General features: G+C 29.3%; 19 protein-coding genes. 7 read left to right on the top strand and 12 right to left on the bottom strand.

The genetic code is table 11. The features are described from left to right. Positions 1 to 20 precede the first annotated feature (20 nt). The 8 genes from AC5LAX_RS03880 to miaB form a co-directional block, all read right to left on the bottom strand. Positions 21 to 449: a hypothetical protein gene (locus tag AC5LAX_RS03880; RefSeq protein WP_224169007.1), complete on the bottom strand. Its 429-nt coding sequence runs from the start codon at positions 447 to 449 to the stop codon at positions 21 to 23. A 492-nt stretch (positions 450 to 941) separates the two neighbouring features. After that, positions 942 to 1,178 (bottom strand): Ada metal-binding domain-containing protein, encoded by a 237-nt coding sequence (locus tag AC5LAX_RS03875; RefSeq protein ID WP_278402725.1) that lies wholly within the window; start codon positions 1,176 to 1,178, stop codon positions 942 to 944. A gap of 22 nt (positions 1,179 to 1,200) precedes the next feature. After that, a complete protein-coding gene (locus AC5LAX_RS03870) occupies positions 1,201 to 2,031 on the bottom strand; it encodes an HNH endonuclease (RefSeq protein WP_278402724.1) in 831 nt (276 codons plus the stop codon). Beyond that, positions 2,028 to 2,726 carry an OmpA/MotB family protein gene (locus AC5LAX_RS03865; RefSeq protein ID WP_288909537.1) on the bottom strand — a complete coding sequence of 233 codons (699 nt, stop codon included), beginning with the start codon at positions 2,724 to 2,726 and terminating at the stop codon, positions 2,028 to 2,030. The genes AC5LAX_RS03870 and AC5LAX_RS03865 overlap by 4 nt, the downstream gene beginning before the upstream one ends. A gap of 18 nt (positions 2,727 to 2,744) precedes the next feature. Beyond that, a complete protein-coding gene (locus tag AC5LAX_RS03860; protein WP_288909535.1) occupies positions 2,745 to 4,718 on the bottom strand; it encodes a hypothetical protein in 1,974 nt (657 codons plus the stop codon). Between the two features lie 471 nt (positions 4,719 to 5,189). Further along, entirely contained in the window at positions 5,190 to 7,133 is a 1,944-nt protein-coding gene (gene mutL / locus AC5LAX_RS03855; protein WP_288909534.1) for a DNA mismatch repair endonuclease MutL, read from the bottom strand. Between the two features lie 4 nt (positions 7,134 to 7,137). Further along, positions 7,138 to 9,876 (bottom strand): DNA mismatch repair protein MutS, encoded by a 2,739-nt coding sequence (gene mutS, locus AC5LAX_RS03850; RefSeq protein ID WP_288909533.1) that lies wholly within the window; start codon positions 9,874 to 9,876, stop codon positions 7,138 to 7,140. 3 nt (positions 9,877 to 9,879) lie between these two features. Beyond that, positions 9,880 to 11,211: a tRNA (N6-isopentenyl adenosine(37)-C2)-methylthiotransferase MiaB gene (gene miaB / locus AC5LAX_RS03845; RefSeq protein WP_033405803.1), complete on the bottom strand. Its 1,332-nt coding sequence runs from the start codon at positions 11,209 to 11,211 to the stop codon at positions 9,880 to 9,882. 436 nt (positions 11,212 to 11,647) lie between these two features. Here miaB and brnQ point away from each other — a divergent pair, with 436 nt between their 5' ends. The 3 genes from brnQ (at position 11,648) to AC5LAX_RS03830 (ending at position 16,346) form a co-directional block, all read left to right on the top strand. Continuing rightward, positions 11,648 to 12,997 carry a branched-chain amino acid transport system II carrier protein gene (brnQ, locus tag AC5LAX_RS03840; protein ID WP_288909532.1) on the top strand — a complete coding sequence of 450 codons (1,350 nt, stop codon included), beginning with the start codon at positions 11,648 to 11,650 and terminating at the stop codon, positions 12,995 to 12,997. Between the two features lie 27 nt (positions 12,998 to 13,024). After that, entirely contained in the window at positions 13,025 to 14,632 is a 1,608-nt protein-coding gene (locus AC5LAX_RS03835; protein ID WP_288909531.1) for an amidohydrolase, read from the top strand. 256 nt (positions 14,633 to 14,888) lie between these two features. Beyond that, complete coding sequence (locus tag AC5LAX_RS03830) at positions 14,889 to 16,346, top strand: nicotinate phosphoribosyltransferase (protein ID WP_288909530.1); 1,458 nt, start codon at positions 14,889 to 14,891, stop codon at positions 16,344 to 16,346. A gap of 327 nt (positions 16,347 to 16,673) precedes the next feature. On the opposite strand, the gene AC5LAX_RS03825 is transcribed toward AC5LAX_RS03830, so the two are convergent. Then, a complete protein-coding gene (locus AC5LAX_RS03825; RefSeq protein WP_288909529.1) occupies positions 16,674 to 18,107 on the bottom strand; it encodes a serine hydrolase domain-containing protein in 1,434 nt (477 codons plus the stop codon). 18 nt (positions 18,108 to 18,125) lie between these two features. Beyond that, positions 18,126 to 18,653, bottom strand: a complete 528-nt coding sequence (locus tag AC5LAX_RS03820) for a biotin transporter BioY (protein WP_115151750.1) — start codon at positions 18,651 to 18,653, stop codon at positions 18,126 to 18,128. 177 nt (positions 18,654 to 18,830) lie between these two features. Between AC5LAX_RS03820 and AC5LAX_RS03815 the strand changes: the two genes are divergently transcribed. Further along, complete coding sequence (locus AC5LAX_RS03815) at positions 18,831 to 20,891, top strand: DUF262 and DUF1524 domain-containing protein (protein WP_288909528.1); 2,061 nt, start codon at positions 18,831 to 18,833, stop codon at positions 20,889 to 20,891. 110 nt (positions 20,892 to 21,001) lie between these two features. On the opposite strand, the gene AC5LAX_RS03810 is transcribed toward AC5LAX_RS03815, so the two are convergent. Together AC5LAX_RS03810 and AC5LAX_RS03805 are read right to left on the bottom strand one after the other, a co-directional pair. Next, entirely contained in the window at positions 21,002 to 21,451 is a 450-nt protein-coding gene (locus AC5LAX_RS03810) for an Hsp20/alpha crystallin family protein (RefSeq protein ID WP_288909527.1), read from the bottom strand. 49 nt (positions 21,452 to 21,500) lie between these two features. After that, positions 21,501 to 21,980 carry an Hsp20/alpha crystallin family protein gene (locus tag AC5LAX_RS03805; protein WP_288909526.1) on the bottom strand — a complete coding sequence of 160 codons (480 nt, stop codon included), beginning with the start codon at positions 21,978 to 21,980 and terminating at the stop codon, positions 21,501 to 21,503. 429 nt (positions 21,981 to 22,409) lie between these two features. On the opposite strand from AC5LAX_RS03805, the gene AC5LAX_RS03800 reads away from it, so the two are divergent. The 3 genes from AC5LAX_RS03800 to AC5LAX_RS03790 are packed head-to-tail and all read left to right on the top strand — an operon-like array spanning position 22,410 to position 25,684. Continuing rightward, positions 22,410 to 23,822 carry a YeeR family protein gene (locus AC5LAX_RS03800; protein ID WP_204921242.1) on the top strand — a complete coding sequence of 471 codons (1,413 nt, stop codon included), beginning with the start codon at positions 22,410 to 22,412 and terminating at the stop codon, positions 23,820 to 23,822. Between the two features lie 27 nt (positions 23,823 to 23,849). After that, positions 23,850 to 24,968 (top strand): aldo/keto reductase, encoded by a 1,119-nt coding sequence (locus tag AC5LAX_RS03795; RefSeq protein WP_288909525.1) that lies wholly within the window; start codon positions 23,850 to 23,852, stop codon positions 24,966 to 24,968. A gap of 29 nt (positions 24,969 to 24,997) precedes the next feature. After that, entirely contained in the window at positions 24,998 to 25,684 is a 687-nt protein-coding gene (locus AC5LAX_RS03790; RefSeq protein ID WP_117585155.1) for a PDZ domain-containing protein, read from the top strand. Positions 25,685 to 25,736: the final 52 nt, after the last annotated feature.

Here is a 25,736-nt window from a genome sequence, read left to right as displayed (position 1 = left end):
GCTTTTTTATTTGTTAATTATTAAATATGAAAGAATGTAAATACTAAAAATCCGATACAACTTGCAATAATACCTGCACAAGAAGGCATGAAATATCTTGTTCTAACTAAGCAATAAAAAAGGCTGATGGTAAAAATAGGAATGAAGATAAAAGGTATACATAAACCTAAAATCATAGCTATGGTTTTGTTAGCTAGAGCAATTACAATTAAAGGTACGATATTAAATAAATGTCTAAATTTTCTTAGCTTGAGACTATATTTATACATTAAGAAGATACCTAGTGGATAAAATAAAAGCCATGTAATGATGATAAATGAATCTTTTTTATAAAATTTATCTTGTTTTATATTAGCAAGATATAAATCTGTTTGTTCCTTGTGAGCATCACCGAAATTGATTAATTTTTTAGTTAAAAAGTTTGGTGCTTGTTTGTTAGAGTTCTCCATGATAATATTCATCTCTTTTCATAACTTTTTAGTAAATTTCATTGGAAGCTTAGCGTAATATTATTTAGATTAATAAAATAGAATATCACTAGAATTTAATAGAGAATGATTAATTGCAAATAATTTATATTTGATGATTTATCAACATTAATAATTAAAAATTTCTCTAAAAGATTAGCTTCTTGATTAGTACATTAGTTAGCTTGAAAATAATATGTTTAATTGTCATTTTAGTGAAATACTTATTTAATTAATCTTTGTGGATATACACTCCTTTGAAATTTATTAATAGTCTTAAGCGATTTGTTAGAAAAAGGGATATTTATTTTGTTTTTGTCTAAGTATAAACTAATGTACTATTTAAAGTATATTCGTTTTATTCTAATAATTCAATTAAATTTTTGAAAATGATTAATAAAAAATAAAAAGACTTAGTTTATTAAATGAAAAACTAAGTCTTAATTAAAAATTTAATTGACTAAAATTAATATTTTATGGTTTACATACTTTGCAAGGTACATAGCCATAGCTAAAAGCTTCTTCACGACTACTAAAATATATGGCATTACCAGGATTGATTTTTTTAGCCCAGCGACAATCTGTATAGTGAAATTTATTGCTTTGAGACGAACCAATATAAGTTGTAGCTGTTGCTATATTTAAGGTCATCAATAAAGTAACTAAAGTTAATAAAATAATGGCAGTTTTCCTTTTGAGTTGTTTAAACATAAGATACACGTCCTTTGTTATTTTAATATAAGTTTCTCATATGAGGATGTTCTTGTATATGACATTCACGACATAACGCAATCAAATTTGTTTGGCGTAAATCTTGTTTATTACCATTTATGTGATGGACATGTAGTAATTTATGATCATGTGAACAATCTTTACCACAGCGTTCACATCGATAATGACATAATTTCCTGTGTAATTCAGAAACATGCTCCCAATTGTCAGGATAAATATTAGTTTTTGCACTATATTCATCATGTTTAGGCATATCGTGGAAAGAATAATCGCTGTTTTGCACATTAAAAAATTCTTTTAATGAAAATTCATTATAAATTTTATCTTTTTGTGATTTAGTGGCGTATCTATATCCTTTATAATTTAATGTACTTAAGCAATATCTACAAACATGAAGTTTTTGTTCAGATTCATATACTTTATTATTACTTCCAATTGCTCGAACTAAAAGTACATCATCTTGTCTAGTTGAAACGACATATTTTTCATATTTTCCACTATTAAACATAGTTTGTAATGTTTGGCACCAAGACAAATGAAATTTATAAGCAGATTTATAATTTTTTAAAGCATCTTCAGGTTGTCCATACATAGCTTGATCACGTATATATAATAGAACTTTAGTATTTTTATAAAATAGTTCATTATTTTTAATTGAGAAATTTTTATCTAATGGAGTAATTGTTATACCAGATATTTCGATAGTTTCCCAATCTGTATTAAATGAAAATTTACCAAAATTCTTATCGACTATTAATTTATTATCAATATTCATATTGTCTCTTATATCGCTAAATATATCAGAAAAATTTATATTTCTAAGTAAAGTCATTCGAATCTATCCTTTATTAATTCATCCATTGTATCTTCGGCTTTTGTTCTAATCCTAAATTCAACTCTACGAGATTTATCAGGATTTTCAACACCATTTTCTTTTATTCTTTGACTATAAGAAAGCCCATTGGCGGTAATTTTTTCAATTAACCATTCTTGTTGATTAGTAACGGCTGGAAGAGTAATAGTATATTCTAGTACAGTTCTTGTACGAGCCTGTGAAAGTTCCATATTTTTGAAATAAGCATCCATTGTACCATGTTGATCATTCCATTCAGATGAAGTGTGTCCCTCTATACGAATTTCTTGAATATCATCTCCATATTTTTGAGATAGTATTGCAATATATCGAGGAAAAAAGTCATCTAATATGGATTTGAATTTTGGATTTATTTCTTTAGAACCAGCCTCAAATAATACATCAGGTTCTTGGAATCTTATAGATAATGTTTGTGGATCGATTTCTGCATCCCATTTTGAAAAATCATTTTTAAATTCATTATATAAATCGTTATAGATGTTAACTTTTACATCTCTATAATCAATAATGAGATGATTCATAGCATCTTGTTGCTGTTGTACTTTTATCATAAAAGCAATTGCTATAAATAAGAAAATTATCATTAATGCAGACATCATATCAGAAACAGACATCCAATAATTTTCAGTAACTTTAAATTTACGTTTTTGCATAATAAAACATCACCATACTTAAGATATTCTTCTGCTAATTTGTACTACTTCTCTTAATTTTTCTGCTAATGGAGTATAATCTTGGGCAAATTTATTTGAGATTAAAGCTAATTGATTAGCAAATTGTTTCATTGATTCACCCATAACATCTTCAAGATTTTTATTTACATTTTCTGTAGTTTTACGAAGTGCTTCTGTGTTTTGTTTATTCATTTCTACTAATCTATCAGAAATATTTTGTGTAACTTCTAAAGCACTACGTTCTAATTTATCTGTAGAAGCACTTATAGCTCTATTTGTTTTATCAAAAGCATTATTTAATTCACTTTCATGAGTATTAATCATTTTAATCATGTTATCGGAAATATCTTTTAGTCGTTTTAGCATATTTTGAATATCTTTGTCTAATTTTTCTATGGCAGAAATAGATATTTTTTCAATATTTTCATTCATAACATTGATTTGTTTTTCAATTATATGGTTAGTTTTATTATTTAAATCATTAAGGTTATCTTTAAATTTAATATTGACATCATCTAGTTTATTTTTTAAATCTTTATGGAAATCAGTTACATTTTTTTCAAGTGTAGATGTAGTATTTTCAATTGCTTTATTAGTTGCATTAAATGATTGTTGTAATATAGTATCATGATGCTCTAGATTATTAACTACATTTCCTAAGTATTGATCTATACTTTCAGTTGCTTTATTTGATAAAGAAGATATTTGTTCAGATGTTTTATTGATACTATTTTGAGTTGTTGCTAAATAGTAATCGATATTTTGAATAGCTTTTTGAGCTAATTCTGTTGTTTCCTGTATAGATTTTGTCATATTTTCTTGAGCTAAATTATGTAGTTTAGCTATCTGTTCATGAGCTAAAGAAGATGACATAGTTATATTATTAGTAGCTTGTGTCAATGTTTCATTTAATGCAGGTATGAATTGTTTTGCTTCTTTAGAAATTTCTACTAGTGTATTTAAGGAAATAAGTAATTCTTCTTGATATTTTTGAGCTGTTAAAATTATATTTGATAATAATTGGGCAGATTCTTGTATACTATATGAATTATTTGCCATATCTTTTAATGAAGATTTTGCTTGTTCAATACCTTCAAAAATCACTTTTTGATTTTCTGTTACTTCAACAATAGTATTTTTATATTCTTCTTGCCATACAAGTAATTTACCTACAGCAATATTAAGTTGCTTAAAGTTTTCTCCAAATTGTTCTTGAATCTTAGTATTAAAATCTTTAATAGTTTCTTCTAAAGCTTTAATAAATGCTTTTGAATTATTTTCAGCCATTTGATGAGCAAATTCATTGAAAGCAGATATCATTCCTTCACGCATAAGTTGTATTTCTGAACGAGTTTCTTTTTCTTCATCAATAATAGCAATTCTTAAGTTTTTTAATTGTGATAGTAATGTTGTATCACTTTCACCAGAAATAGATTTACTCATAGTATTAATTGCATCAAGAAGATGTTTATCTGATTTGATTTTTTCTTCATGATAATTAGTGTTATGTATATTTTGCTCTTGAAGCGTTTGTATTAGTTGAGTATTAAATTTTGTGGTTTCAATATTTTTTTCTTGCAAATATTCTATTAATGTAGCAATAGTAGCGTTTTCATCGACTTCATCTAATGGTTGAGATAAGTCATATTCTTTTTGTTTTTTTCTTTGCCACCATTTTGTTCCTAATGAACCAGCCATACCGACGATAGAAGTAAAAAAGGCAGACTTCATACCATCTAATAAAGCTGGTACACTTTTTTCGAGGTTATGTGTATCAAAAAACAACAGACCAAATGTAATACCAATAAAAGTCCCTAATACCCCTAAACTAGCAAATGCTTGTGAAGCATCATTTTCAAAATAAGGATTTTCTTTAAGGTTTTGAAAAAACTTTTTTCCATAAAAAAGCCACCAAGCAACTACCATTAATATTATTGTTATAATTGTAATTATATTATCTAGAAAAAACATATATAACTCCTCTTAATTAATAAATTTATTTTTTTACGTAATATATATTTATTTTTATAATATAGTTATAAATCACTTCCTTACAAATTTATTTTCAAGACATAATAAATTATTGTTATGTTTTTTGTAATACAGATAAAAGTTCCTAATATATTTAAATTAGCAAATGATTATGAAGTATCATTTCATAAAAAACATTAAATAATTAATATAGCGATTGATGTAATAATAGTAATTAAATAATTAATAAAAAACATATATATTACTTTGTATATTTTAGTTTTAATAATTAATAAAAATTAACTAAAGTTAATAAAATAGATAAAACAATATACCTCCCAAATAAAAATTTTTAGTTAATTAATACTAATTGTATCAGTAATTTTTAATATAGTAAATTCTTAAGGTGATTTTTTTATAAATAAAATTAATTTTTGATATAAAAAAAGCCCCTATTAGGGGCTTTTTTTATTATTGTACTCGTTTAAACATCTTTTCCAAATCATAAGTACTAAATTTTATGATGGTTGGTCTGCCGTGTGGGCAGGTGTATGGTAAAGTCGTTTGTGCGAGTTCATTTAAGATTATTTTCATCTGTGTGATATTTAAGATATCGCCTGCTTTGATAGCTGCTTTGCAAGCTGTCATAGCTAAACAGGAATGACGGATTTCTTGAGGAGTAGGTGTGTGCAACTGAGAAAGTGAAATTAAAATTTCACGGAAAATATCTTCACTTTCTTGTGGTTTTATATCAGCAGGAACTTCTTTTAAACGGATTTGATTTTGTCCTGCTAATTCCACGTTAAAGCCTAAATCATATAAAATTTGTTGATTTTCTTCAATTAGAGTTAATTCACTATTATTTACATCTAAAAATAAATGCATCAATAATGGTTGAACATGAATTCGCTCAGTTTGTTTAGCAAATTTATCGTATAAGATGCGTTCATGTGCAGCATGTTGGTCAATGATGTACATTCCTCCATTAGGGCCTTGAGCAACAATGAAGCAAGCATCAATTTGTCCAATTGGAGTTAGGTTGACAGCTTCTTTTAATAGTTGAGTAGAATTTTGACAATCTGTCGAGTTTTCGCTAGATGAAATATTTATATCTGTTTGAGGTTTTGTAGTAGCATTTGTTTGGTAATCTTGAATAGCAGTTTCTTTAACAGTATTGCTGTGATGATTAGATAAATTAGGATGAAGTGTTTCTCTTGCTTGGCGAAATTTATTTAAATCTGCTGTTAAAGGAGTTGTATTATTTTTTAATGATGGTATATGGTTAATTGAATTTTGTTTAAATGAATTTGATGGAGTAGATGGATTGTCTTCAGGTAAATCCATATTGATTTGTTCAGGCACTGTTTTTTCAATATGCAATGCTTTATCTGTTACAGGAATAGCAAAATCACTTAAAGATTGATTATCACTAGGTTTAACAGCTTCTAAAACGGCGTGATATATAGTCTTGAATAATAAGGATTCATCTTCAAATTTTATTTCCGCTTTTTGAGGATGTACGTTGATATCAATAGTTCGTTTGTTGATTTCAATATTTAAAATAACAAATGGATATCCAGATTTTGGCAGTAACGAATGGTAAGCATTGTCGATTGCTTTGGAAATAATTCTACTATTGACTACGCGACCATTGATGACGAATGTTTGCCAAGAACGAGAACTGCGGATAATAGCAGGTTTAGAGATGAAGCCTGTTACTTTGATATCGTCCGTTATAGCTTCGATGGGCAATAATTCTTCGCTGACTTTAGCACCATAGATACATTCAATAGCATCATATAGAGAGCCATTACCTGGGGTAGTGATAGCTATTTTATTATTATTAATCAATTTAAAAGCAATATTAGGCTTAGATAAAGCTAATTTTATGATAAAATCATTTATTTTATTTGCTTCTGTGGTAGTGGTTTTGAGAAATTTTTTACGAGCTGGTACATTGAAAAATAAATCTTCTACTTTGATAGTAGTACCAATATTACAGCCCATATCTTCAATTTCATCAATGCGGCCACCTGTTAATTTTATAGTAGTGCCTAAATCATCTTGTGGGCGACGTGTAATCAAATTAAATCTTGATACAGCAGCGATAGATGGCAAGGCTTCACCACGGAAACCTAGAGTATCTATAGACATCAAATCATCTACCTGTTTGATTTTACTAGTAGCATGACGCAAGATAGCTAGTCTAGCATTTGGATTATCCATACCATCGCCATTATCTGTAACGCGTATAAAAGATGTTCCACCAGCTAAGATTTCTACTTCGATTTTATCCGCATGAGCATCTATGGAATTTTCTACAAGTTCTTTAATTACAGAAGCTGGTCGCTCGACAACTTCACCAGCTGCTATTTTATCGACAGTGATATCATCTAAAATATGAATAGAAGTCATAATATCACTCCTCTTGTTTTGCCTGTTGTTGCAATTCGTATAATTTATTCATGGCGTCTAGTGGTGTCATACTCATTAAATCTAATTCTTTTAATTGAGTGCTTATACTTACGCCGAATAAAGTTGGCATTTCTGCTACTTGCATGAATTTCAATTTTTTAGTTGGGTTAGCAGTTAAAGTTGGTGTTTTTTCTTGATAATCAGCTGTTTCAGTATCTTCTTGATTATCTTGAAGATAATTTATTTCTGAAGTAGTGTCATTTGTGATAGCTATATCTTGTTTTAGTGTAGTATCTATATTGTCTTTGTCAGAATTATTTTTAGAAATAATAGTTTTTTCTTTAGTTGGAGCTGTATTTTCTAAATCAATGAGAATTGTTTCCGCACGTTTGACAACTTCTTGAGGTAATCCAGCTAATTTAGCAACATGAATACCATATGATTTATCAGCACTACCGCGAATAATGCGACGTAAGAAGGTTACATCAGAGCCTTTTTCTTTTACGGCAATACAATAATTTTTTACATGAACATCATCTTCTAGGTCAGTTAGTTCATGGTAATGCGTAGCAAATAAAGTTTTAGCTCCGATATGGTCGCGTATATGTTCAATAACAGCACGAGCAATACTCATACCATCGTACGTACTTGTACCGCGTCCAATTTCATCTAAAATGACAAGACTTTTATTTGTAGCGTATTTTAGAATATGAGATACTTCATTCATTTCTACCATGAAAGTACTTTGTCCGCTGACTAAATCGTCGCTAGCACCTATACGTGTAAAAATTTTATCCACAGGAGAAATTGAAGCTTCACGAGCAGGTATGAAAGAGCCTACTTGTGTCATCAATGTGAGTAGAGCAGATTGTCGCATATATGTTGATTTACCAGCCATATTAGGGCCAGTGATAATCATGATTTCATTTTGATCATTATCCAAATGGGTATCATTTGGCACGAATAAATCTCGATTTAAAATGCGTTCAACAAGAGGATGTCTACCATCTTTGATATGGATAGTGCCATCATCTAATAATTTTGGACGAATGTAATTATATTCATCACCTGCTTGAGCTAAGCTTACTAAAACGTCTAAAATAGCTATTTCATGAGCGGTATTTTGAATGGAGCTTATTTTCGTTTTTAAGATATCACGAAGTTCTGTAAAGAGATTATATTCTAATTGAACAATTTTTTCTTGTGCACCGAGAATTTTAGTTTCAAATTCTTTGAGTTCTGGTGTGATATAGCGTTCAGCATTGGCTAAAGTTTGTTTACGAATATAATTTTCAGGTACCATTTCTGTGGAGCTATGGCGGACCTCAATATAATAGCCAAATACTTTGTTATAGCCGATTTTTAAGGATTTGATACCAGTTTTATTTTTTTCGTCTTCTTCCATTTGCTGTAAAAGACGTTTGCTGTTTTTAGCGATATTACGGTATTCATCTAATTCTTGATTGTAGCCATCTTTGATGAAGCCACCTTCACGGATAGAGAAGCTAGGATCTTCAACGATTGCTTTATCGATTAGAACTACTAAATCATCATAGGTAGAAATCTTTTGATGAATATTTACTAATAATTTAGCAGTGGCTTTAGCTAAGGATTTTTTTATAGCAGGCAATACATATAATGAAGATTTTAGGGCATTCATATCGCGAGCATTTGCTGTGCCGACTTCCATACGAGTCAATAATCTTTCAAAGTCATAGATTTCTTTTAATTGTTCACGAAGATTATTACGCAAGGAAAAATCAGATACAAGATTAGCTACAGCATCTAAGCGGTCATTTATCTTTTTAGGGCTAAGTAATGGATATTCTAGCCATTTACGTAAAAGACGGCTACCCATAGCTGTTTTGGTGAAATCTAAAACATCATATAATGTATCTTTTTTGCCACCATCGCGAAGATTGCGAGTTATTTCTAAGTTGCGCAAAGTATAGGTATCAATAAATAGAGATTTTGAAGAGTCTAAATAAGTTAATTTATTCAGATGAGTTAAATCTGTTTTTACTGTTTCATGTAAATATTCAAGTAAAGTAGCGATTGCCTTGTGAGCGATTTTATTATCTGGGCGATTATGCACATCAAAATGTTGGAGCATGAGGTCTTCGACTTGTGATGTGATTTCAGTTAATTCATTAACTAAGCAATTATTTAAACGGAGAGATAAGAAATTTTTTAATTCACGTTCATAAGAAAAAGGCTTAATTAATAATAATTCTGGCATCATCAAGCGATAAAGTTCGTCAAATAATAATTGGCAACGGTCAGGGCCATCATAAATACTATAGAAGCATTCTCCAGTGGAGATATCAGCCCCAGCTAAATAAATAGCATGATTTTCTTCATAGATTAAAGCTATATAATTGTTTTTACTGCTAGTCAAAGCTGATTCATTCATCACTGTACCAGGAGTTACGATTTTGATGACTTCGCGTTTTGTAAGTCCTTTTGCTTTAGGATCGCCAATTTGTTCACAAATAGCTACTTTATAGCCTTTATTTACTAATTTATTGATATAAGATTCAGCAGCATGATAAGGCACTCCACACATAGGAATGCCATCACCTGCTGTACTTCTTTTAGTTAACGTGAGTTCTAATTCTTTGGAAACGAGTATAGCATCGTCCAAAAACATTTCATAAAAATCACCTAGACGAAAGAATAATATTTGGTCTGGGTGTGCATTTTTTACAGTTTGATACTGTTGCATCATTGGAGTGAGTTTCAAAATTTACGCCTCCAATTCACCTTTTAATACCCATGTCTGTGGATGTGTGATTTTTACTTTAACTAAATCGCCGATTTGTTCATCTTTATGTTCCCAAAGCACAATTTTATTAGTGCGAGTATGACCAGTATAAACATTTGGTTCAGTTTTACTAGGGCCTTCAACCATTACTTCTACTGTTTTATTTAATAAAGATTGATTTATTTCTAAGCTGATTTCATTTTGAGCGTCCATTAATTTATGGAGACGTTCTTTTTTGAGTTCTTGAGGAACTTGATTTTCCATAGTAGCTGCTGGTGTACCAGAACGTTTGGAATATAAGAATGTATAAGCAGCGTCATAGCGAATTTCTTTTAAGAATTCGAGCATTTGAGCGAAATCTTCATCTGTTTCGCCAGGGAAACCTACGATTAAATCAGTAGTGAAACTAGCTTCAGGGAATTGACTGCGGATTTTAGCTACAAGTTCTTTATAATAAGCTGTAGTATAACCACGATTCATAGCTTTGAGCATTTTGTCTGTACCATATTGAACTGGTAAATGGAAATGTTCGCAGATATGTTTGCTATTTTTTATAGTTTCGATAACTTTATCTGTTAAATCACGAGGGTGAGAAGTCATATAGCGAATACGTTCAATGCCTTCGATTTTATCTACCATAGCAAGTAAATCGGCAAAGTCAGCATCATCTCTATCTTTTCCGTAGGAATTAACATTTTGACCGAGTAAAGTAACTTCTTTTACACCATTTTGAGCAAGTTTTGTTATTTCTGCAACGATTTCTTGTGGTGCACGACTGCGTTCACGACCGCGAACGTAAGGAACGATACAATAAGTACAGAAATTATTGCAACCATACATAATAGGAACAAAAGCAAATAGAGAATTATTTTCTGCTGGTTCTACATTTGGTGGCATATCATAATCGCCAGCTAATTTGACAATATGACCACGAGAAGCAAAAATTTCTTCTAATACAGCAGGTAAATCATACATTTTATTTGTGCCAAGGACAAAATCTACATGAGAAGCTTTTTTGAAGATAGCATCACCATCTTTTTGTGCCATACAACCAGTGATACCTAAGATTAAATCTGGTTTTTGTTGTTTTAAATGTTTGATTTCGCCAATTTTGCCGTAAATTTTCTTTTCGGCACTTTCACGAACACAGCAAGTATTGATGATGATAATATCAGCGTCTTCTAATTTTTCGGCAGGTTTATAGCCCATGCGTTCTAATTGACCTGCGAAGCGTTCACCATCAGAAAAATTCATCTGACAGCCATAAGGTAAAATTTTATATAATAATTGTTTATGATTTAACAAAAGATACATCCTTTCTAAAAATAAATTGAATTGTAATTAAATAACTAAGATAAGAATAGCCACCAGCTAATTAATACTGGTGGCTATATCCACAATAAAATAATTATATCATTTTCTAAAATGGACTTCAATACTTAGTGATTTTGAAGACAGCAAGTATAATTTTGCAGATAAGATGTATTAGTATGATGAACTTTAACATAGATTTTTATTTTAGATTTTTGATGATTGAAAAAAATGATTTTAATTTTTATCTTAAAATCTTGATTATGTTACGAAAAATAAAATTTTAAATACAAATGTATATTATAAAAAGAAAAAATATAGAGTGTTTATTATATTGCGTATATCATTGACAATATGAATAACTTTGGTATAATTATACGATAAAGATGTAAGATAAATGCAATTAATTAATAAAACTTAAAAGAGGAGTGGTCGATAGATGAAGAAAAATATGAAAAAAGATATTTTAGTTATGGGTTTTGCGATGTTTGCCATCTTTTTTGGTTCAGGCAATTTGATTTTTCCACCAATTATAGGTTTAGTATCAGGTGAACAAGTTGGCTGGGCAATTATTGGTTTAGCACTTACAGGAATTTTATTTCCTATGATGGCTTTAGCTTCTGTAGGTAATGTAGGATATAATCTGCAAGATATGATGAAACATATCAATAGTTGGTGGCATTATTTATATATGGGACTTGGTTTATTAGTTGTTATCTTTGGTACTATACCTAGATGTGGCGGTGTTGCTTTCGAGTCTGGTATGCAAGGAATTTTTGGTGAATTGCCATTCATGGCGAGAATTATTTTTTTAGCTATATTTTTTGCAATATCATATTATTTTGCTATGAACCGTTCCACTGTTATTGATAAAGTAGGCAATTATTTGACACCAGCTTTACTTATTACTTTATTGGCAATTGTTGTATTAGCCATTGTAAATCCTATCGATACATTACATAGTAGCTCTATTTCTACAGCCAAAGAGTCATTTTTGAATGGATTTTTTACAGGATATAATACAGGTGATGTAGGTACAGGTATTATTTGTGCAGGTATGTTTATCACTGCTTTTCGTGAAAAAGGTTATTGTAATAAACAAGAATATAATAAAATGATGCTCGGTATTATTTTAGTAGGATTTACTTTATTATTTGTTGTTTATGCTGGCTTAGCATATTTAGGAGCTCAAGGTGTAAATTATTATAGTTTAGATGTAAATGCTACATTTTTGCTCACTGATTTAGTGAAAAATTTAGCAGGTTATGAAGGTAGTTTTATTTTAGCTGTTGCTGTTATTTTGGCTTGCTTGACTACTGCTATAGGTATGATAGCTACTGCTGGTCAATGGGTAGAAGCATGGTTTAAAGGTAAAATTTCCTATAGACAGGCTTCTTTGATGATTACTATTGCTATTTTTATGATTTCTTGTCTTGGTGTTAGCAATGTACTTAAAATATCTGGCCCTATTTTTATGATTTTATTTCCAATGTCAGTAGTATTGACTTTCTTAGGTTTAGGTAAAAAATGGGTGCCAAATGATGGTGCATGGAAAGGTGCTGTTTGGGCAGCTTTTGTTATGTCATTATTTGATGCTTTAAATTTAGCAGTGATGACAGGATTAGTGAATATAGATATTTCTGGTTTAATGAATATCATCAATCAAATTCCATTAGCTAAACAAGGCTTTGCATGGCTTATTCCTACAATTTTGGGTTACATCGTAGGTGCTGTTGTCTATAAATTTAAGAAAAAAGAAAGTATTGCTTACGAAGTTTGGGATAATTAATTTGAATTAATATTTGGAGCATATTTTATGGAAGAAAATAATTTTATTTATGAAAATGGAAGAATTTTTACATCAAATGAAGATAATCTTTATGCTGATAGTATGATTGTGGAAAATGGCTATATAAAATGGATTGGGAAAAAAGAAGATAGACCAACTTGTGATTATCCGATAATAGATTTAAATAATGCTTGCGTATTGCCAGGATTTGTAGATGCACATATGCACCCTGTAATGCTTGCTGATTTTAGTAAAGAAATATCAGCACTACCTCCAAAGGTGAATTCTATAAAAGATTTGATTGCAGAAATAAAAACAAAAGCTCAACAATTGAAAAAAGATAATAAGAATGAATGGATTTTGGGCTGGGGTTATGATGAAGGGAAATTCGCTGAAAAACGTTCTATAACTCGTTGGGATTTAGATGAAGGAACAGAAGATTTTCCTGTGGCAATCATTCGCACTTGTGGTCATATAAGATGTGTAAATAGTAAAGCATTAGCTTTAGCAGGAATAGATAAAAATACAAAAGATCCAGAAGGCGGGCAAATTGAACGTGATGAATGCGGCGAGCCTACAGGTGTTTTAAAAGAAAATGCGAGAAATTTAGTTTTGCCTTATATACCAGAATTAAATGAAGCTGAAAAGGTGCAGAATTTAGTGGATTTAGGCGATTTATTGACTTCACAAGGTATAGTGGCTGTCTGTGATATGGGCAATTTGGATAAATCCGATAATTATACTTATTATAAAAAAGCAATAGCAAAAGGTTTTAAGCAAGAAGTTTCTATGTATTATATGTGGGATTTCTTTATGCATGACAAGGATTTTGCTATTAGCAAGGAAAAGCAAAATAATGACAATCAAGTATTTGTTGCTGGATTGAAATTAATTGGTGATGGCAGTGTATCTGGTAAAACTGCGTGGATGGATAAGCCTTATTTAAATAGCGATAGTTGCGGTATAAGTGTATGTTCTGATGAACAATTAGAGACTGCAATTGATTTTTGTAAGCAAAATAAATGTCAATTATCTGTGCATGCTATGGGAACAAATGCCATAAAACGCGTGGTGGATAGAGTTTATGCAGAAAAAGATTGGCTCAATCAAGACAGACCATATGTAAGAGTTGAACATATTACTTTACCTAGTCAAGATAGTATTGATAAAGCCGTAGAAAAAAATATTGGTTTTGTAACTCAACCTATTTTCCTTTATGCAGAGATAGAAAGTTATCTACAAAATTTGGGCGAAGATATCATGAAAAAATGTTATCCAATAAAATCTTTATTAGAGCAAAAAGTAAATCTATGTTTTTCTACTGATGCACCAGCAACATCATGGGCAGTGCCTTCTGATCCTTTTGTTTGTATCAAAGGAGCTGTTACGAGAAAAGCATATGATGATACAGATTGTGGTGATGACCAAATCATAGATATGAAAACTGCTATAATTTTATATACAAAAAAATCAGCGCAAATTGCAGGTTTTAAAAATCTTGGTCAATTGAAAACAGGATATAAAGCAAATTTCATAACACTTGATAGAGATATTTTTGCTATAAATCCTCAAGATGTTGATAAGGTAAAAGTTAATAAAACTTATATTAATGGCAAATGTGTTTTTGCTAGATAAGCTGAAAATATTAAATAATATTTAATAAATATGAGAAAATAAGAGAGAATTCTATAATATTATGGAATTCTTTTTTATTTATATTGATGTATTTGTAAAAATCAGATTATTTTTATTTAAAGAGTAGAAAATAAATACAGCTTGCTATATAATATTAAGGAATATAACTTTTGTTTTTGTAAAAAGAAATGAAGTATATTAATAATAGAGAGGAATTTATAATATTTTTGTTATAAATTTTGAAAGGAAGTTCTTTATGAATTCAAAAAATGAAAATTTAGCCATGTTATGTGATTTTTATGAATTTACAATGGGAAATGGCTATCTAAAAAATAATTTACATAAAAAAAATGTGTATTTTGATGTGTTTTTCCGTAATATTCCTGATGAAGGTGGTTTTGCTATAGCAGCAGGACTACAACAAGTAATAGAATATATAAAAGATTTACATTTTGATAAAGAAGATATTGAATATTTTCGTTCTAAAAATATGTTCAGTGAAGATTTCTTAGAATATCTAGCTGATTTTAAATTCACAGGGGATATTTATGCTGTTCCTGAAGGAACTTGTATTTTCCCTCGTGAACCAATTATGACTATCAAAGCTCCTGCTATTGAAGCACAGATTTTAGAAACTTTTATTTTATTGACTTTAAATCATCAATCTCTTATTGCTACAAAAGCAAATCGTATAGTAAGAGCTGCTCAGGGTAGACCTGTGTTAGAATTTGGTTCTCGTCGTGCTCAAGGTGCAGATGGTGCGGTAAAAGGTGCTAGAGCTGCATATATTGGCGGTTGCGCTGGAACAGCTTGCACACTTACTGATGAACTCTATCAAGTGCCAGCTAGTGGTACTATGGCTCATGCTTGGGTACAGATGTTTGATTCTGAATATAAAGCATTTAGAGCTTATTGTGAAATTTATCCTCATAATGCAGTGTTATTAGTAGACACTTATAATACTTTAAAAAGTGGTGTACCAAATGCTATTCGCGTATTCAAAGAAATGCTTGTGCCACAAGGTATTACTAATTTTGCAATTCGTTTAGACTCTGGAGATATTTCTTATTTATCTAAACAAGCTAGAAAAATGCTTGATGAGGCAGGTCTTACAACTTGTAAAATTGTAGCATCTAATGCTTTAGATGAACATTTAATTCGTGATTTATTAATGCAAGGTGCCAAAATAGATGTATTTGGTGTAGGTGAAAGAATGATTACTTCAAAATCTGCACCAGTGTTTGGCGGTGTATATAAATTAGTAGCTATTGAAAATGAAAATGGTGAAATCGTACCAAAAATTAAACTCAGTGAAAATATTACTAAAATAACAAATCCACATTTCAAAAAAGTATATCGTTTGTATGATAAAGAAACAGGCAAAGCTATCGCTGATGAACTTTGTTTATATGATGAAACAATTGATACAACAAAAGAACATACTATTTTTGATCCAAATGCTACATGGAAACAAAAAACTCTTACTGATTTCACTGTTAGAGAATTGCAAGTTCCTATTTTTAAAAATGGTGAATGTGTATATGAAAGCCCATCTATAGAAGAAATAAAAGCATATTGCCAAAAAGAAGTGGAAACTTTATGGGACGAAGTAAAACGCTTTGAAAATCCACATCGTTATTATGTAGATTTATCTCAAAAATTATGGGATATTAAAAAAGAATTATGCGTTAAAAATGCAATGAAAAGCAAATAATATAAATAAGATATGTTCATTTCTTTGATGGCAAAGAAACGAACCAAATCACAATAAATTGCATAACATATTTCTAAAGTGCTGAAGCACTAAGAACTATGTTAAAAACCACCGCAGATAAATTTTTAGTTTTGAAAATAATTATTGCTTCATACAACGCTTAGAAACTCGCTACGCTCAAACATTCAGACTAAAATCGTATTCAGCAATAATTATTTTCAATAACCTACGGTTACCACTAAAATTTATGATGCGGAACTAGTTTAGTGTTGTATTTTTGTAGTGTGTAAATTAAAGGCTAGAGTATAGGTTACTCTAGCCTTTTTGTTATTTTATGGGATTGGATATGAGGTAATGGGGTTTTGTTCTGATGATGAAAGATGGAGTGGGGTTGTAATGTAGGTATAGTTGGTGGTTGTAGTAGTTAAATTCTAGGGTATCAATGAAGATGCCTTGGTTATAAACTAATTTTAAATTTAGTTTGTTATTTTGCCAACCATAGTTGGCGTAAGGGTTTTCATAGAAAATTGTTGTACAAGAATCAAAGTTATCATTTTCGGAATTAGTATTATTCTTTTGCCAAGCGTTTAGTTTAGCTAACAAATTGTATTTTCTAGTGTTTAAGGTAATATTAATTCTGATGCAATCATGGGAAATTTGGGAGAAAGAAATAGAATTTAAATTTAGAGGATTGTGAGAGAATTTAAATTCTTGTTGAAAGATTTCGGGAGTAATGGAATTGTCATTAGGTAAATATGGTAAATGAAGCTTAGAAAGATAGTTATTTAAAGATGATAAATCTTGAGTAGAGGATTTATTATCTTTTTTTATTTGAGCTAAGAATTTCCATGTAGCAGATAAAATAGCTTGTTTTTGTTCGTTTTCAGCATTGCTAGTTATAGCTATGACCATATTTTCTTTGGGCAAGATAATGCAATATTGACCGAAAAGACCAGCACAGCGAAAGGCTTTTTCTGGTTGGCATTTCCAAAAATAATAGCCGTAGCCTAATTTGCTATCTGGAAAAGCTTTATCATCGGTATTTATATATACTGTGAGTAATTTTTCAATGTATTCTGGGGCTAGTAATTGTTTATTATTCCATGAGCCTTTATTGAGTATAAATTGACCAAATTTAGCTAAATCTTCTGTGGTCAAGCTTAAACCCCACGAGCCTTTATCGTAGTTTTGAGTATTTTTTTCCCAACTTATATTAGTTATGTTTAAATGAGAAAAGAGTTTTTCTTGTAGATAAGTCAAAAGATTTTTGCCAGTTAATTCTTGAATGATGGCACTACATAAAAATGGGCAACGATTATTATAAAAGAAGGAAGTGCCAGGCTTTGTCTGTAGTTTTAAAGAAAATGCTTCATTAATCCAATCATCTTTTAGATAAAAATCTTGAATTTCTTTGTCGATAAAACCATAAGTCATGGATAATAAATGATGTATGGTGAGGCTTTTAATATCTTCAGTAGGTTCAAATTTTAATTTGTGTTTTAAAAGTGAATAAATTGTGGTATCTAATGTAAATAATTTATCTTGGAGAGCAAACATCATAGCAACTGCTGTAAAGGATTTGCTGACAGAAAATAAAATCTGTTTTTCGTATTCATTATAAGGGGCAATATAAACTTTAGAAAGCAATTTATTATCTTTATAGATTACAAGTGAATGTAAATTTAGATTAGTTAAGGTATCAACATATTGAAAAAAATAAGAAGGTGAGATACCTTCTTGTAAAAAATTATTATTTATCATATATATTCACTTCCTTGATTAGTAAAATAAATTTTTGCGTAAACGAACAGCAACATAACTAGCAATTAAAGTCTTGATGATATCACCAGGTATGAAAGGTAAAGCACCAATGGTGATGCCTTCTAAAATGGAAAGTTTCATAATAAAGCAAAGCATAGCCACACCGAAAATATAAGTGATGGGAATGACAGCAAGTCCTGCTAAAAAGAAGTTTTTGAAGGAGTTTTTATTTCCTTTTAGATAACTAGCGATAGGATAGCTGACGATGAAGCCCCAAAGATATCCACCAGTTGGGGAAAATAAACAGTTAAAACCACCTGCACCACCAGAGAATACAGGAAGACCGATAGCTCCGATTAGCGTATAGACAATCATGATGATTAGTGTTTCTTTTGGTGTGGATAAAAATGCTGATAATAACATAGCTAGAGTAAGACAAGTAAAGGGAACAGCAGTGACAGGAAAAGATATGTAAGCTGATATGCAGATGATAGCTACGCAAACAGCCATTTTTGATAGGGCTTTTGTTGTTAATGATGATGACATAAAATTATCTCCTTATATATTTATAAAATTGAATTTTATAAAGTATGTTTTGATATGATTATAAGAAAATAAAAAGATATAGTCAACTCTAAAGATGTTTTTGGTTTACTATGTTGTTAAGTTTTAAGTTTTATTTTAAAATAGCTTATGTATTATATGTGAAAAGAGAGGATTATAATGGACGCTAGAAAAGCTAATATTTATAAATTTTTAAGTGGTGATAAACAATATATTATACCAGTATATCAACGTATTTATAGTTGGGAAGTAGAAGAATGTAAGCGACTTTGGTTTGATATAGTAGATATGCAAAAGAAAAATAAAAATGGTCATTTTGTAGGTTCTATTGTTAGTATTACAGAGAATGATTCTCCAAGTGATATGTCTAAATTTACTATAATTGATGGACAACAAAGGATTACAACATTAATGTTATTATTATTAGCATTAAGAGATTATGCTTTTATACATAGAGAAGAGAAAAGTATAAATTGGAAAAAGATAAATAATAGTTTTTTAAAAAATCCTGATGAGGATGATGATAGTCAATATAAATTATTATTAACAGAAACGGATAAGGATATATTAATATCACTTATTGAAAAAAGACCGATAGATGAAAATTTAAATTCAAGATTAATAAGTAATTATAATTATTTTTTTAGTAATATAAAAAATATGGATTTATCCTTACAAGATATTTATGAGGCAATAGGGAAATTACAGATTGTTAATATTAATTTAGATAGAACAAGTGATGAACCACAAGTTATTTTTGAAAGTTTAAATTCTACAGGTAAAGAATTATCTGAATCTGATTTAATTAGAAATTTTGTTTTGATGGGATTAGATAATAAACAGCAAAAAGATATTTATAAAAATATTTGGCGTCCTATGGAACAATTGTTTAGATATGAAAAACAAACTTTGTTAATGGACAGATTTTTTAGAGACTATTTAACTATGAAATTAGCTAGAATACCTAAATTAGATAAAATTTATGAAGAATTTAAAATGTATAATAATAACTGTGAATTTAGCACTTTAGAAGATTTATGTAAAGATTTATATATGTATGCAAGATATTACACTAATATGATATTTGAACAAGGTACAAATAAAAATTTGATAAATCTATATAAAGAAATTAAATATTTAAAAATGGAAGTAGCTTTTCCTTTTTTATTGAAAATACATTATGATTTTGAAAGAAATTTGATAAATGAAGATGAGCTTGTAAGTATCATAAAATTATGTATTAGTTATGTTTTTAGGAGAAATATTTGTGATATACCGACTAATTCATTAAATAAAACTTTTGCTACTTTAAAAAATGAAATAAACGTAGATGATTATATAAATTCGATAAAAGCATTTTTTATTTTAAAAGATGATTATAAAATTTTTCCAAATGATGAAAAGTTTTCTTCTGCATTAAAAGTTAAAGATATATATCATATGAGAATAAGAAATTATATATTGAGTTCTCTAGAAAATTTTAATAATAAAGCCCCTATAAATATTGAAAATTATACGATAGAACATATAATGCCACAAACAAAAAATTTATCAAATGTTTGGAAAAAAGAGTTAGGGAAAAATTATGAAACGGTTCAGAAGAAATACTTGCATACTATAGGTAATTTGACATTAACAGCTTATAATTCAGAAATGAGTAATAAATCTTTTAGTGAAAAAATGGAAATGAATGGAGGTTTTAAAGAAAGTGCTTTAAGATTAAATAGTTATGTAGTCAAACAAAATGAATGGAATGAGAAAATAATAAAAGAAAGAGCTTCTATATTAGTAGAAAAAGCTCTACTTATTTGGAAATATCCAATTATAGAAAGAAATATTTTGGTTAAATATAAAAATGACGATAAACAGCAAATGTATGGAATAGATAGTTATGATTTTAATAAAACAACTAAAATGTTATTTGATAAATTAAATATGCGTATAATGAATTTATCGTCAGAAGTAAGACGAGAGTTTAAAAAGTTATATATAGCATATAAGTTAGATACTAATTTTGCAGATATCGTAGTTCAGAAAAATAGATTACGAATTTCTGTAAATATGAAATTTAATGAAGTTATTGATGAATATAATATATGTAAAGATGTTACTAATTTAGGAAGATGGGGCAATGGTGATGTAGAATTGTTTTTAGAAGATATATGCGATGTAGATAAAGTAATGGACATTATAAGGCAATCTTTTAATAAACAATTATAATAAAAATAGCCTTTATACTAAGAGTAGATAATCTCTCAAGTATAAAGGCTATCTTTAATTTATAAAGTATTTAATTTTAAAGGAGTTGCAGGAGGGAGGACTAATTTATATTAATCTATATCAATTTGAGTGGTTGTTGATTGTGGTTGAAGTTTTGGCAATGTCATTTTTAAAACACCATCAGTATATTCAGCTTTAGCGTTAGCTTTATCTATCTGACCTACATAGAATGAACGTTGCATTGTGCCATAATAGCGTTCTTGATGAATGTAGTTACTTTCTTCATTCTGATTTTGTTCATTTTGTATTGTAGCTTTGATAGTTAAATAACCATTTTGATAATCAAGAGCGATATTTTCTTTTTTTACTCCTGGTAATTCAGCAGTGAGTTCATAAGCATTATCTGTATCTTTTACATCAACTTTGAATGCATTGAACATGGAATTTACTGGAGCAAATGCGTTTTGGAAAAATGGTTCGTTGAAAACATCAAAAATAGATTTGAAAGAATTGTCTCTAGATGCAAGATTATTTGTAAATGTAGGAATTAAACCAAACATGATAAATACCTCCTAAAAGTTTAAAAGTCAAATTTTATTTAAAAGAAAATTAGTCAATATTAATTTGGGTAGTTGTTTCTTCTTTAGTAGCTTTTGGTAAAACTACAGTCAAGATACCATCTTGATAGGAAGCTTTGATATTTTTTTCATCAATATCGTCAATGTAGAAAGAACGTTGCATTTCACCTACATAACGTTCACGGCGAATATATTTTTCTTGAGGTTTTTCATTTTTATCATCAGCATTTTCAGCAGGTTTTTCTTCTGTGGATTTTGTAGTAGTTGTTTTAATTGTTAAATAACCTTTGTTGTAGTCAAGAGAAATATTTTCTTTGGCGATGCCTGGTAATTCAGCAGTGAGTTCGTAAGTTTTATCAGTATCTTTTACATCGACTTTAAAGGATTTTACATAAGAATTCATTTTTGCAAATGGTTCATGAAAGAATGGTTCATTGAAAACATCGAATAATTTATTGAAATCATCATCACTTTTAGCAATATTTTTTGCAAATGGAACTAAACCAAACATAAATAACAACCTCCATGTATTAAGCAATAAATAAAGTCAAAAAGTCAAATTAGATTTTGATTTAAACGGACTATGAAGTCCGTTTTTATTTATTGTTATTAGTAAGTTTATAAAATTAAAATTTGGATTTTGTAAGTATCTTAAGGGATACTTCTTATCTTTTGTATCTCTTAACGTCCTTACAATTATTATTATACTCGAATTAGTCAAAATGTCAATAATTATTTTTGACTTTTTGACTATTTTTTGCTTATTTTATAAAAGTAAAAATATACATAGATGATAAATAAAAATTGCATAATTTATAATAGGTTTTAGGTACTTATATTTATTGTAGAAAAAATAGATTAGAGTTTTATTGATGAATATGTAATGGAGATATTATATAATATAGAAAGTAATAATATTATAAAGTACGGTGATTAAGATATGAGTAAATATAGAAAAATGGATGAAGAAGATTTTGATATTATTGGAGAAATATATGGAAATATAAGTAATGCAAATACTTTATATGGTGAAGCTAAATTAAATGGGGCTCGTGGTCATGGTTTTGCTGCTGAAAGAGCAAATCATTTGAATGATTTACTTCATGGCAAAAGTGCTGTATTAAAAGGCGATGATTTTGTAAAAAATGGTGCGGATAGAATAGTTGATGGTGTCAATATACAATCTAAGTATTGCAACAGTGGTTCAAAGTGCATTAGTGAATGTTTTGAAAATGGTAGATTTAGATATGTTAATCCCAATGGAGCACCTATGCAGATTGAAGTGCCTTCAGATAAATATGATGATGCAGTAAAAGCAATGAAAGAACGTATTCGTCGTGGACAGATTCCAGGAGTTAGTGATCCCACAAAAGCAACGGATATTGTTAGAAAAGGAGCTTTTACATATGAACAAGCCAAAAATATTGCTAAAGCAGGAACGATAGAATCTTTGGCATATGATGCGACTAATGGTATGATTGTTGGAGCAACTACGTTTGGTATAAGTGCAACAATAAATTTTGCTGTTTCTATTTGGAATGGAGATAGTTTTGATATTGCATTGGAAAAAGCAACATTTACTGGATTAAGAATAGGTGGGACAGCATTTGCCTCAGCTATTTTAGTAGGTCAATTGGAAAAAGCAGGTATGCATACAGTTTTGATGGGGACTTCTCAAAATATAGTTAAATTAATAGGTCCGAAAGCATCAGCTACATTAGTAAATATCTTTAGAGAAAGTGGTACTAATATTTATGGAGCGGCTGCAATGAATAATGCTGCTAAATTATTTAGATCAAATGTTATAACTAATGTAGCAGCAGTTGTAGTTACAACAGCACCAGATGTTATAAATATTTTTAGAGGAAGAATATCTGGAAAACAATTATTTAAAAATCTTGTAAAAAATGGAGCATCAGTAGGCGGTGGAGCCGCTGGATTTGCAGCAGGTGCAGCAATGGGATCTGTTGTTCCTGGAATAGGAACATTTGTAGGTGGTTTAGTTGGTGCATTTGTAGGTGGTACTATAGGCAATAAAGCGGCAAGTAAGGCAACTAGCTTTATTGAAGATGATGCAGTAGAAATGATTAGAATTATAGAAGATAATTTTAAAGATTTAGCAACAGATTATTTATTGAATAAAAAAGAAGTAGAAAATATTGTTGAATCTCTAGGTAAAAAATTGTCAGGGGATATGTTAAAAGATATGTTTGCTTCTGATAATAAAAATCTTTTTGCTAAAAAATTATTAAAACCAATAATAGAATTTGAAGTGAGAAAAAGAAAAAAAATATATTTACCAACATCAGAACAAAAAGTCAGAAGTTTAAAAATGGTATTAGAAAAATTATAAATAAATATATTTTAGGAGAGTGGGATTATGGAAATTTTGAAGAAACTTGGTTTTGGCTGTATGCGTTTACCTATGCTTGATGTGGAAAATAACAAGGTAGATATGGAGCAATTTTGTAAAATGGTTGATACTTTTATGGCAAAAGGCTTTAAGTATTTTGATACTGCGTATATGTATCATAATTATCAAAGTGAGTTATTTGTAAAGGAAGCTTTAGTTAAAAGATATCCACGAGAAAGCTTTTTATTGGCGGATAAATTGCCTACAATGCAGTTGAAATCCATAGAAGATAATAAACGTATTTTTGATGAACAATTAGAAAAATGTGGTGTGGATTATTTTGATTATTATTTATTGCATTGTTTAGATGTTGATAATTATGCAAAGGTTAAAGAATTTAAATCTATGGATTTTGTGCGTCAAATGAAAGCGGAAGGCAAGATTAAAAAGTTAGGTTTTTCTTTTCATGATACAGCAGAATTCTTGGAAAAGATTTTACTTGAAATTGGCGAAGATATTGAGTTTGTACAGTTACAGATAAATTATCTTGATTGGGAAAGTGATAGTGTACAATCTCGCAAGTGTTATGAAGTTTGTCAAAAATATCATAAACCTGTAGTTGTCATGGAACCTATAAAAGGTGGTAAATTGGTAAATATTCCGCAGGCTGGTATAGATTTATTGAAAGCTCAAGATGAAAAAATGTCAGTGGCTTCATGGGCAATTCGCTTTGCTAGTAGCTTAGATGATGTATTTATGGTGCTTTCTGGCATGTCAACATGGGAACAATTAGAAGATAATTTAAGTTATATGGAAGATTTTAAACCGCTTACTAAAGAAGAAATTGAAACAACTTTTAAAGTGGCAAAAATCATCAATGATACAACAGCTATTGCTTGTACAGCTTGTAATTATTGTAAAGAAAATTGTCCAATGCAAATTCAAATACCAGAGGTTTTTGAGTTATATAATAATGAAAAACGTTTTGGCATGGCGTCTGGCAGTAAGAAGAAATATCAAGATATGATAAAAACTCATGCGAAAGCTTCTGATTGTATTGAATGTAGAAGTTGTGAAGGTCATTGTCCACAACATTTGACAATTGTTGATTATCTAAAAACAGTTGCTAAAACTTTTGAAGATTAAAATTTAAAAGTTTTAAGGAGAGGTTTTTAATGAAAAAGATTTTAGTTTTATTCATGCTGTTAATGGCAATTACCGCTAATTGTTTTGCTAGTAGTATTAATCAAGAATTTGAAAATACAAATATCGAGCAAGTGAAACATGGTATAGTCAAAGCTATAAGTATATTTTCAGCAAAAACTAATTTAGTAGAAAAAGATGATAATACAATTGTATTGTTTAATGTTGTGGATACTGTAGATAAAAATAATAAATTTATGTATCGTGATAAAAAAGATATTATTTGTGAATTGGTGCAAAAAGGCAATAATGTAGAAATGACACTTTCTAGTAAATATGAAAGAATTTATGCTGATGGCACTAATGAAATTGAAGAATATGATAATGTCAAAGAATTAAAGGCAGTATTAAATTCTGTGAAACGTGTATTTTTTGATAGTTACGTTTATGGAATAGCTTCTAGTCGTGAAATTAAAGATAATGGAGTTATTATAAATGTAGCGGAAAATTCTCCAGCAGCAAAAGCTGGTATGAAAACAGGTGATTGTTTAATTAGCATCAATGGTAAAAGTGTAGTCGATAATTTTGAAGATTTTAATATGGGACAATTAGTAGATATATTTTCATCTGAACCTGCAACTTTTGTAATTGTTCAAGATGGCACAGAAAAAACTATTGTAGTAGAACCAGATAAAATAAATGCTATAGGTGTAAAATAAAAAAATTTTGATTTTGTATATATATTGGTATATAATACTTTTTATAAGACAC

This window comes from Megamonas sp. (genome assembly GCF_986095205.1).
Note: the sequence above shows the minus strand (reverse complement) of the source record. Positions and strands in the feature narration are given on the sequence as shown.

What these genes read in the sequence shown, in the direction of transcription:
- AC5LAX_RS03795 (WP_288909525.1), top strand. Translation starts at nt 23,850, where the DNA reads ATGGAAATTTTGAAGAAACTTGGTTTTGGCTGTATGCGTTTACCTATG.
- brnQ (WP_288909532.1), top strand. Translation starts at nt 11,648, where the DNA reads ATGAAGAAAAATATGAAAAAAGATATTTTAGTTATGGGTTTTGCGATG.
- AC5LAX_RS03860 (WP_288909535.1), bottom strand. Translation starts at nt 4,718, where the DNA reads ATGTTTTTTCTAGATAATATAATTACAATTATAACAATAATATTAATG.
- AC5LAX_RS03800 (WP_204921242.1), top strand. Translation starts at nt 22,410, where the DNA reads ATGAGTAAATATAGAAAAATGGATGAAGAAGATTTTGATATTATTGGA.
- AC5LAX_RS03815 (WP_288909528.1), top strand. Translation starts at nt 18,831, where the DNA reads ATGGACGCTAGAAAAGCTAATATTTATAAATTTTTAAGTGGTGATAAA.
- AC5LAX_RS03810 (WP_288909527.1), bottom strand. Translation starts at nt 21,451, where the DNA reads ATGTTTGGTTTAATTCCTACATTTACAAATAATCTTGCATCTAGAGAC.
- AC5LAX_RS03830 (WP_288909530.1), top strand. Translation starts at nt 14,889, where the DNA reads ATGAATTCAAAAAATGAAAATTTAGCCATGTTATGTGATTTTTATGAA.
- AC5LAX_RS03790 (WP_117585155.1), top strand. Translation starts at nt 24,998, where the DNA reads ATGAAAAAGATTTTAGTTTTATTCATGCTGTTAATGGCAATTACCGCT.
- AC5LAX_RS03865 (WP_288909537.1), bottom strand. Translation starts at nt 2,726, where the DNA reads ATGCAAAAACGTAAATTTAAAGTTACTGAAAATTATTGGATGTCTGTT.
- AC5LAX_RS03880 (WP_224169007.1), bottom strand. Translation starts at nt 449, where the DNA reads ATGGAGAACTCTAACAAACAAGCACCAAACTTTTTAACTAAAAAATTA.
- AC5LAX_RS03870 (WP_278402724.1), bottom strand. Translation starts at nt 2,031, where the DNA reads ATGACTTTACTTAGAAATATAAATTTTTCTGATATATTTAGCGATATA.
- AC5LAX_RS03805 (WP_288909526.1), bottom strand. Translation starts at nt 21,980, where the DNA reads ATGTTTGGTTTAGTTCCATTTGCAAAAAATATTGCTAAAAGTGATGAT.
- miaB (WP_033405803.1), bottom strand. Translation starts at nt 11,211, where the DNA reads ATGTATCTTTTGTTAAATCATAAACAATTATTATATAAAATTTTACCT.
- AC5LAX_RS03875 (WP_278402725.1), bottom strand. Translation starts at nt 1,178, where the DNA reads ATGTTTAAACAACTCAAAAGGAAAACTGCCATTATTTTATTAACTTTA.
- AC5LAX_RS03825 (WP_288909529.1), bottom strand. Translation starts at nt 18,107, where the DNA reads ATGATAAATAATAATTTTTTACAAGAAGGTATCTCACCTTCTTATTTT.
- AC5LAX_RS03835 (WP_288909531.1), top strand. Translation starts at nt 13,025, where the DNA reads ATGGAAGAAAATAATTTTATTTATGAAAATGGAAGAATTTTTACATCA.
- AC5LAX_RS03820 (WP_115151750.1), bottom strand. Translation starts at nt 18,653, where the DNA reads ATGTCATCATCATTAACAACAAAAGCCCTATCAAAAATGGCTGTTTGC.
- mutL (WP_288909534.1), bottom strand. Translation starts at nt 7,133, where the DNA reads ATGACTTCTATTCATATTTTAGATGATATCACTGTCGATAAAATAGCA.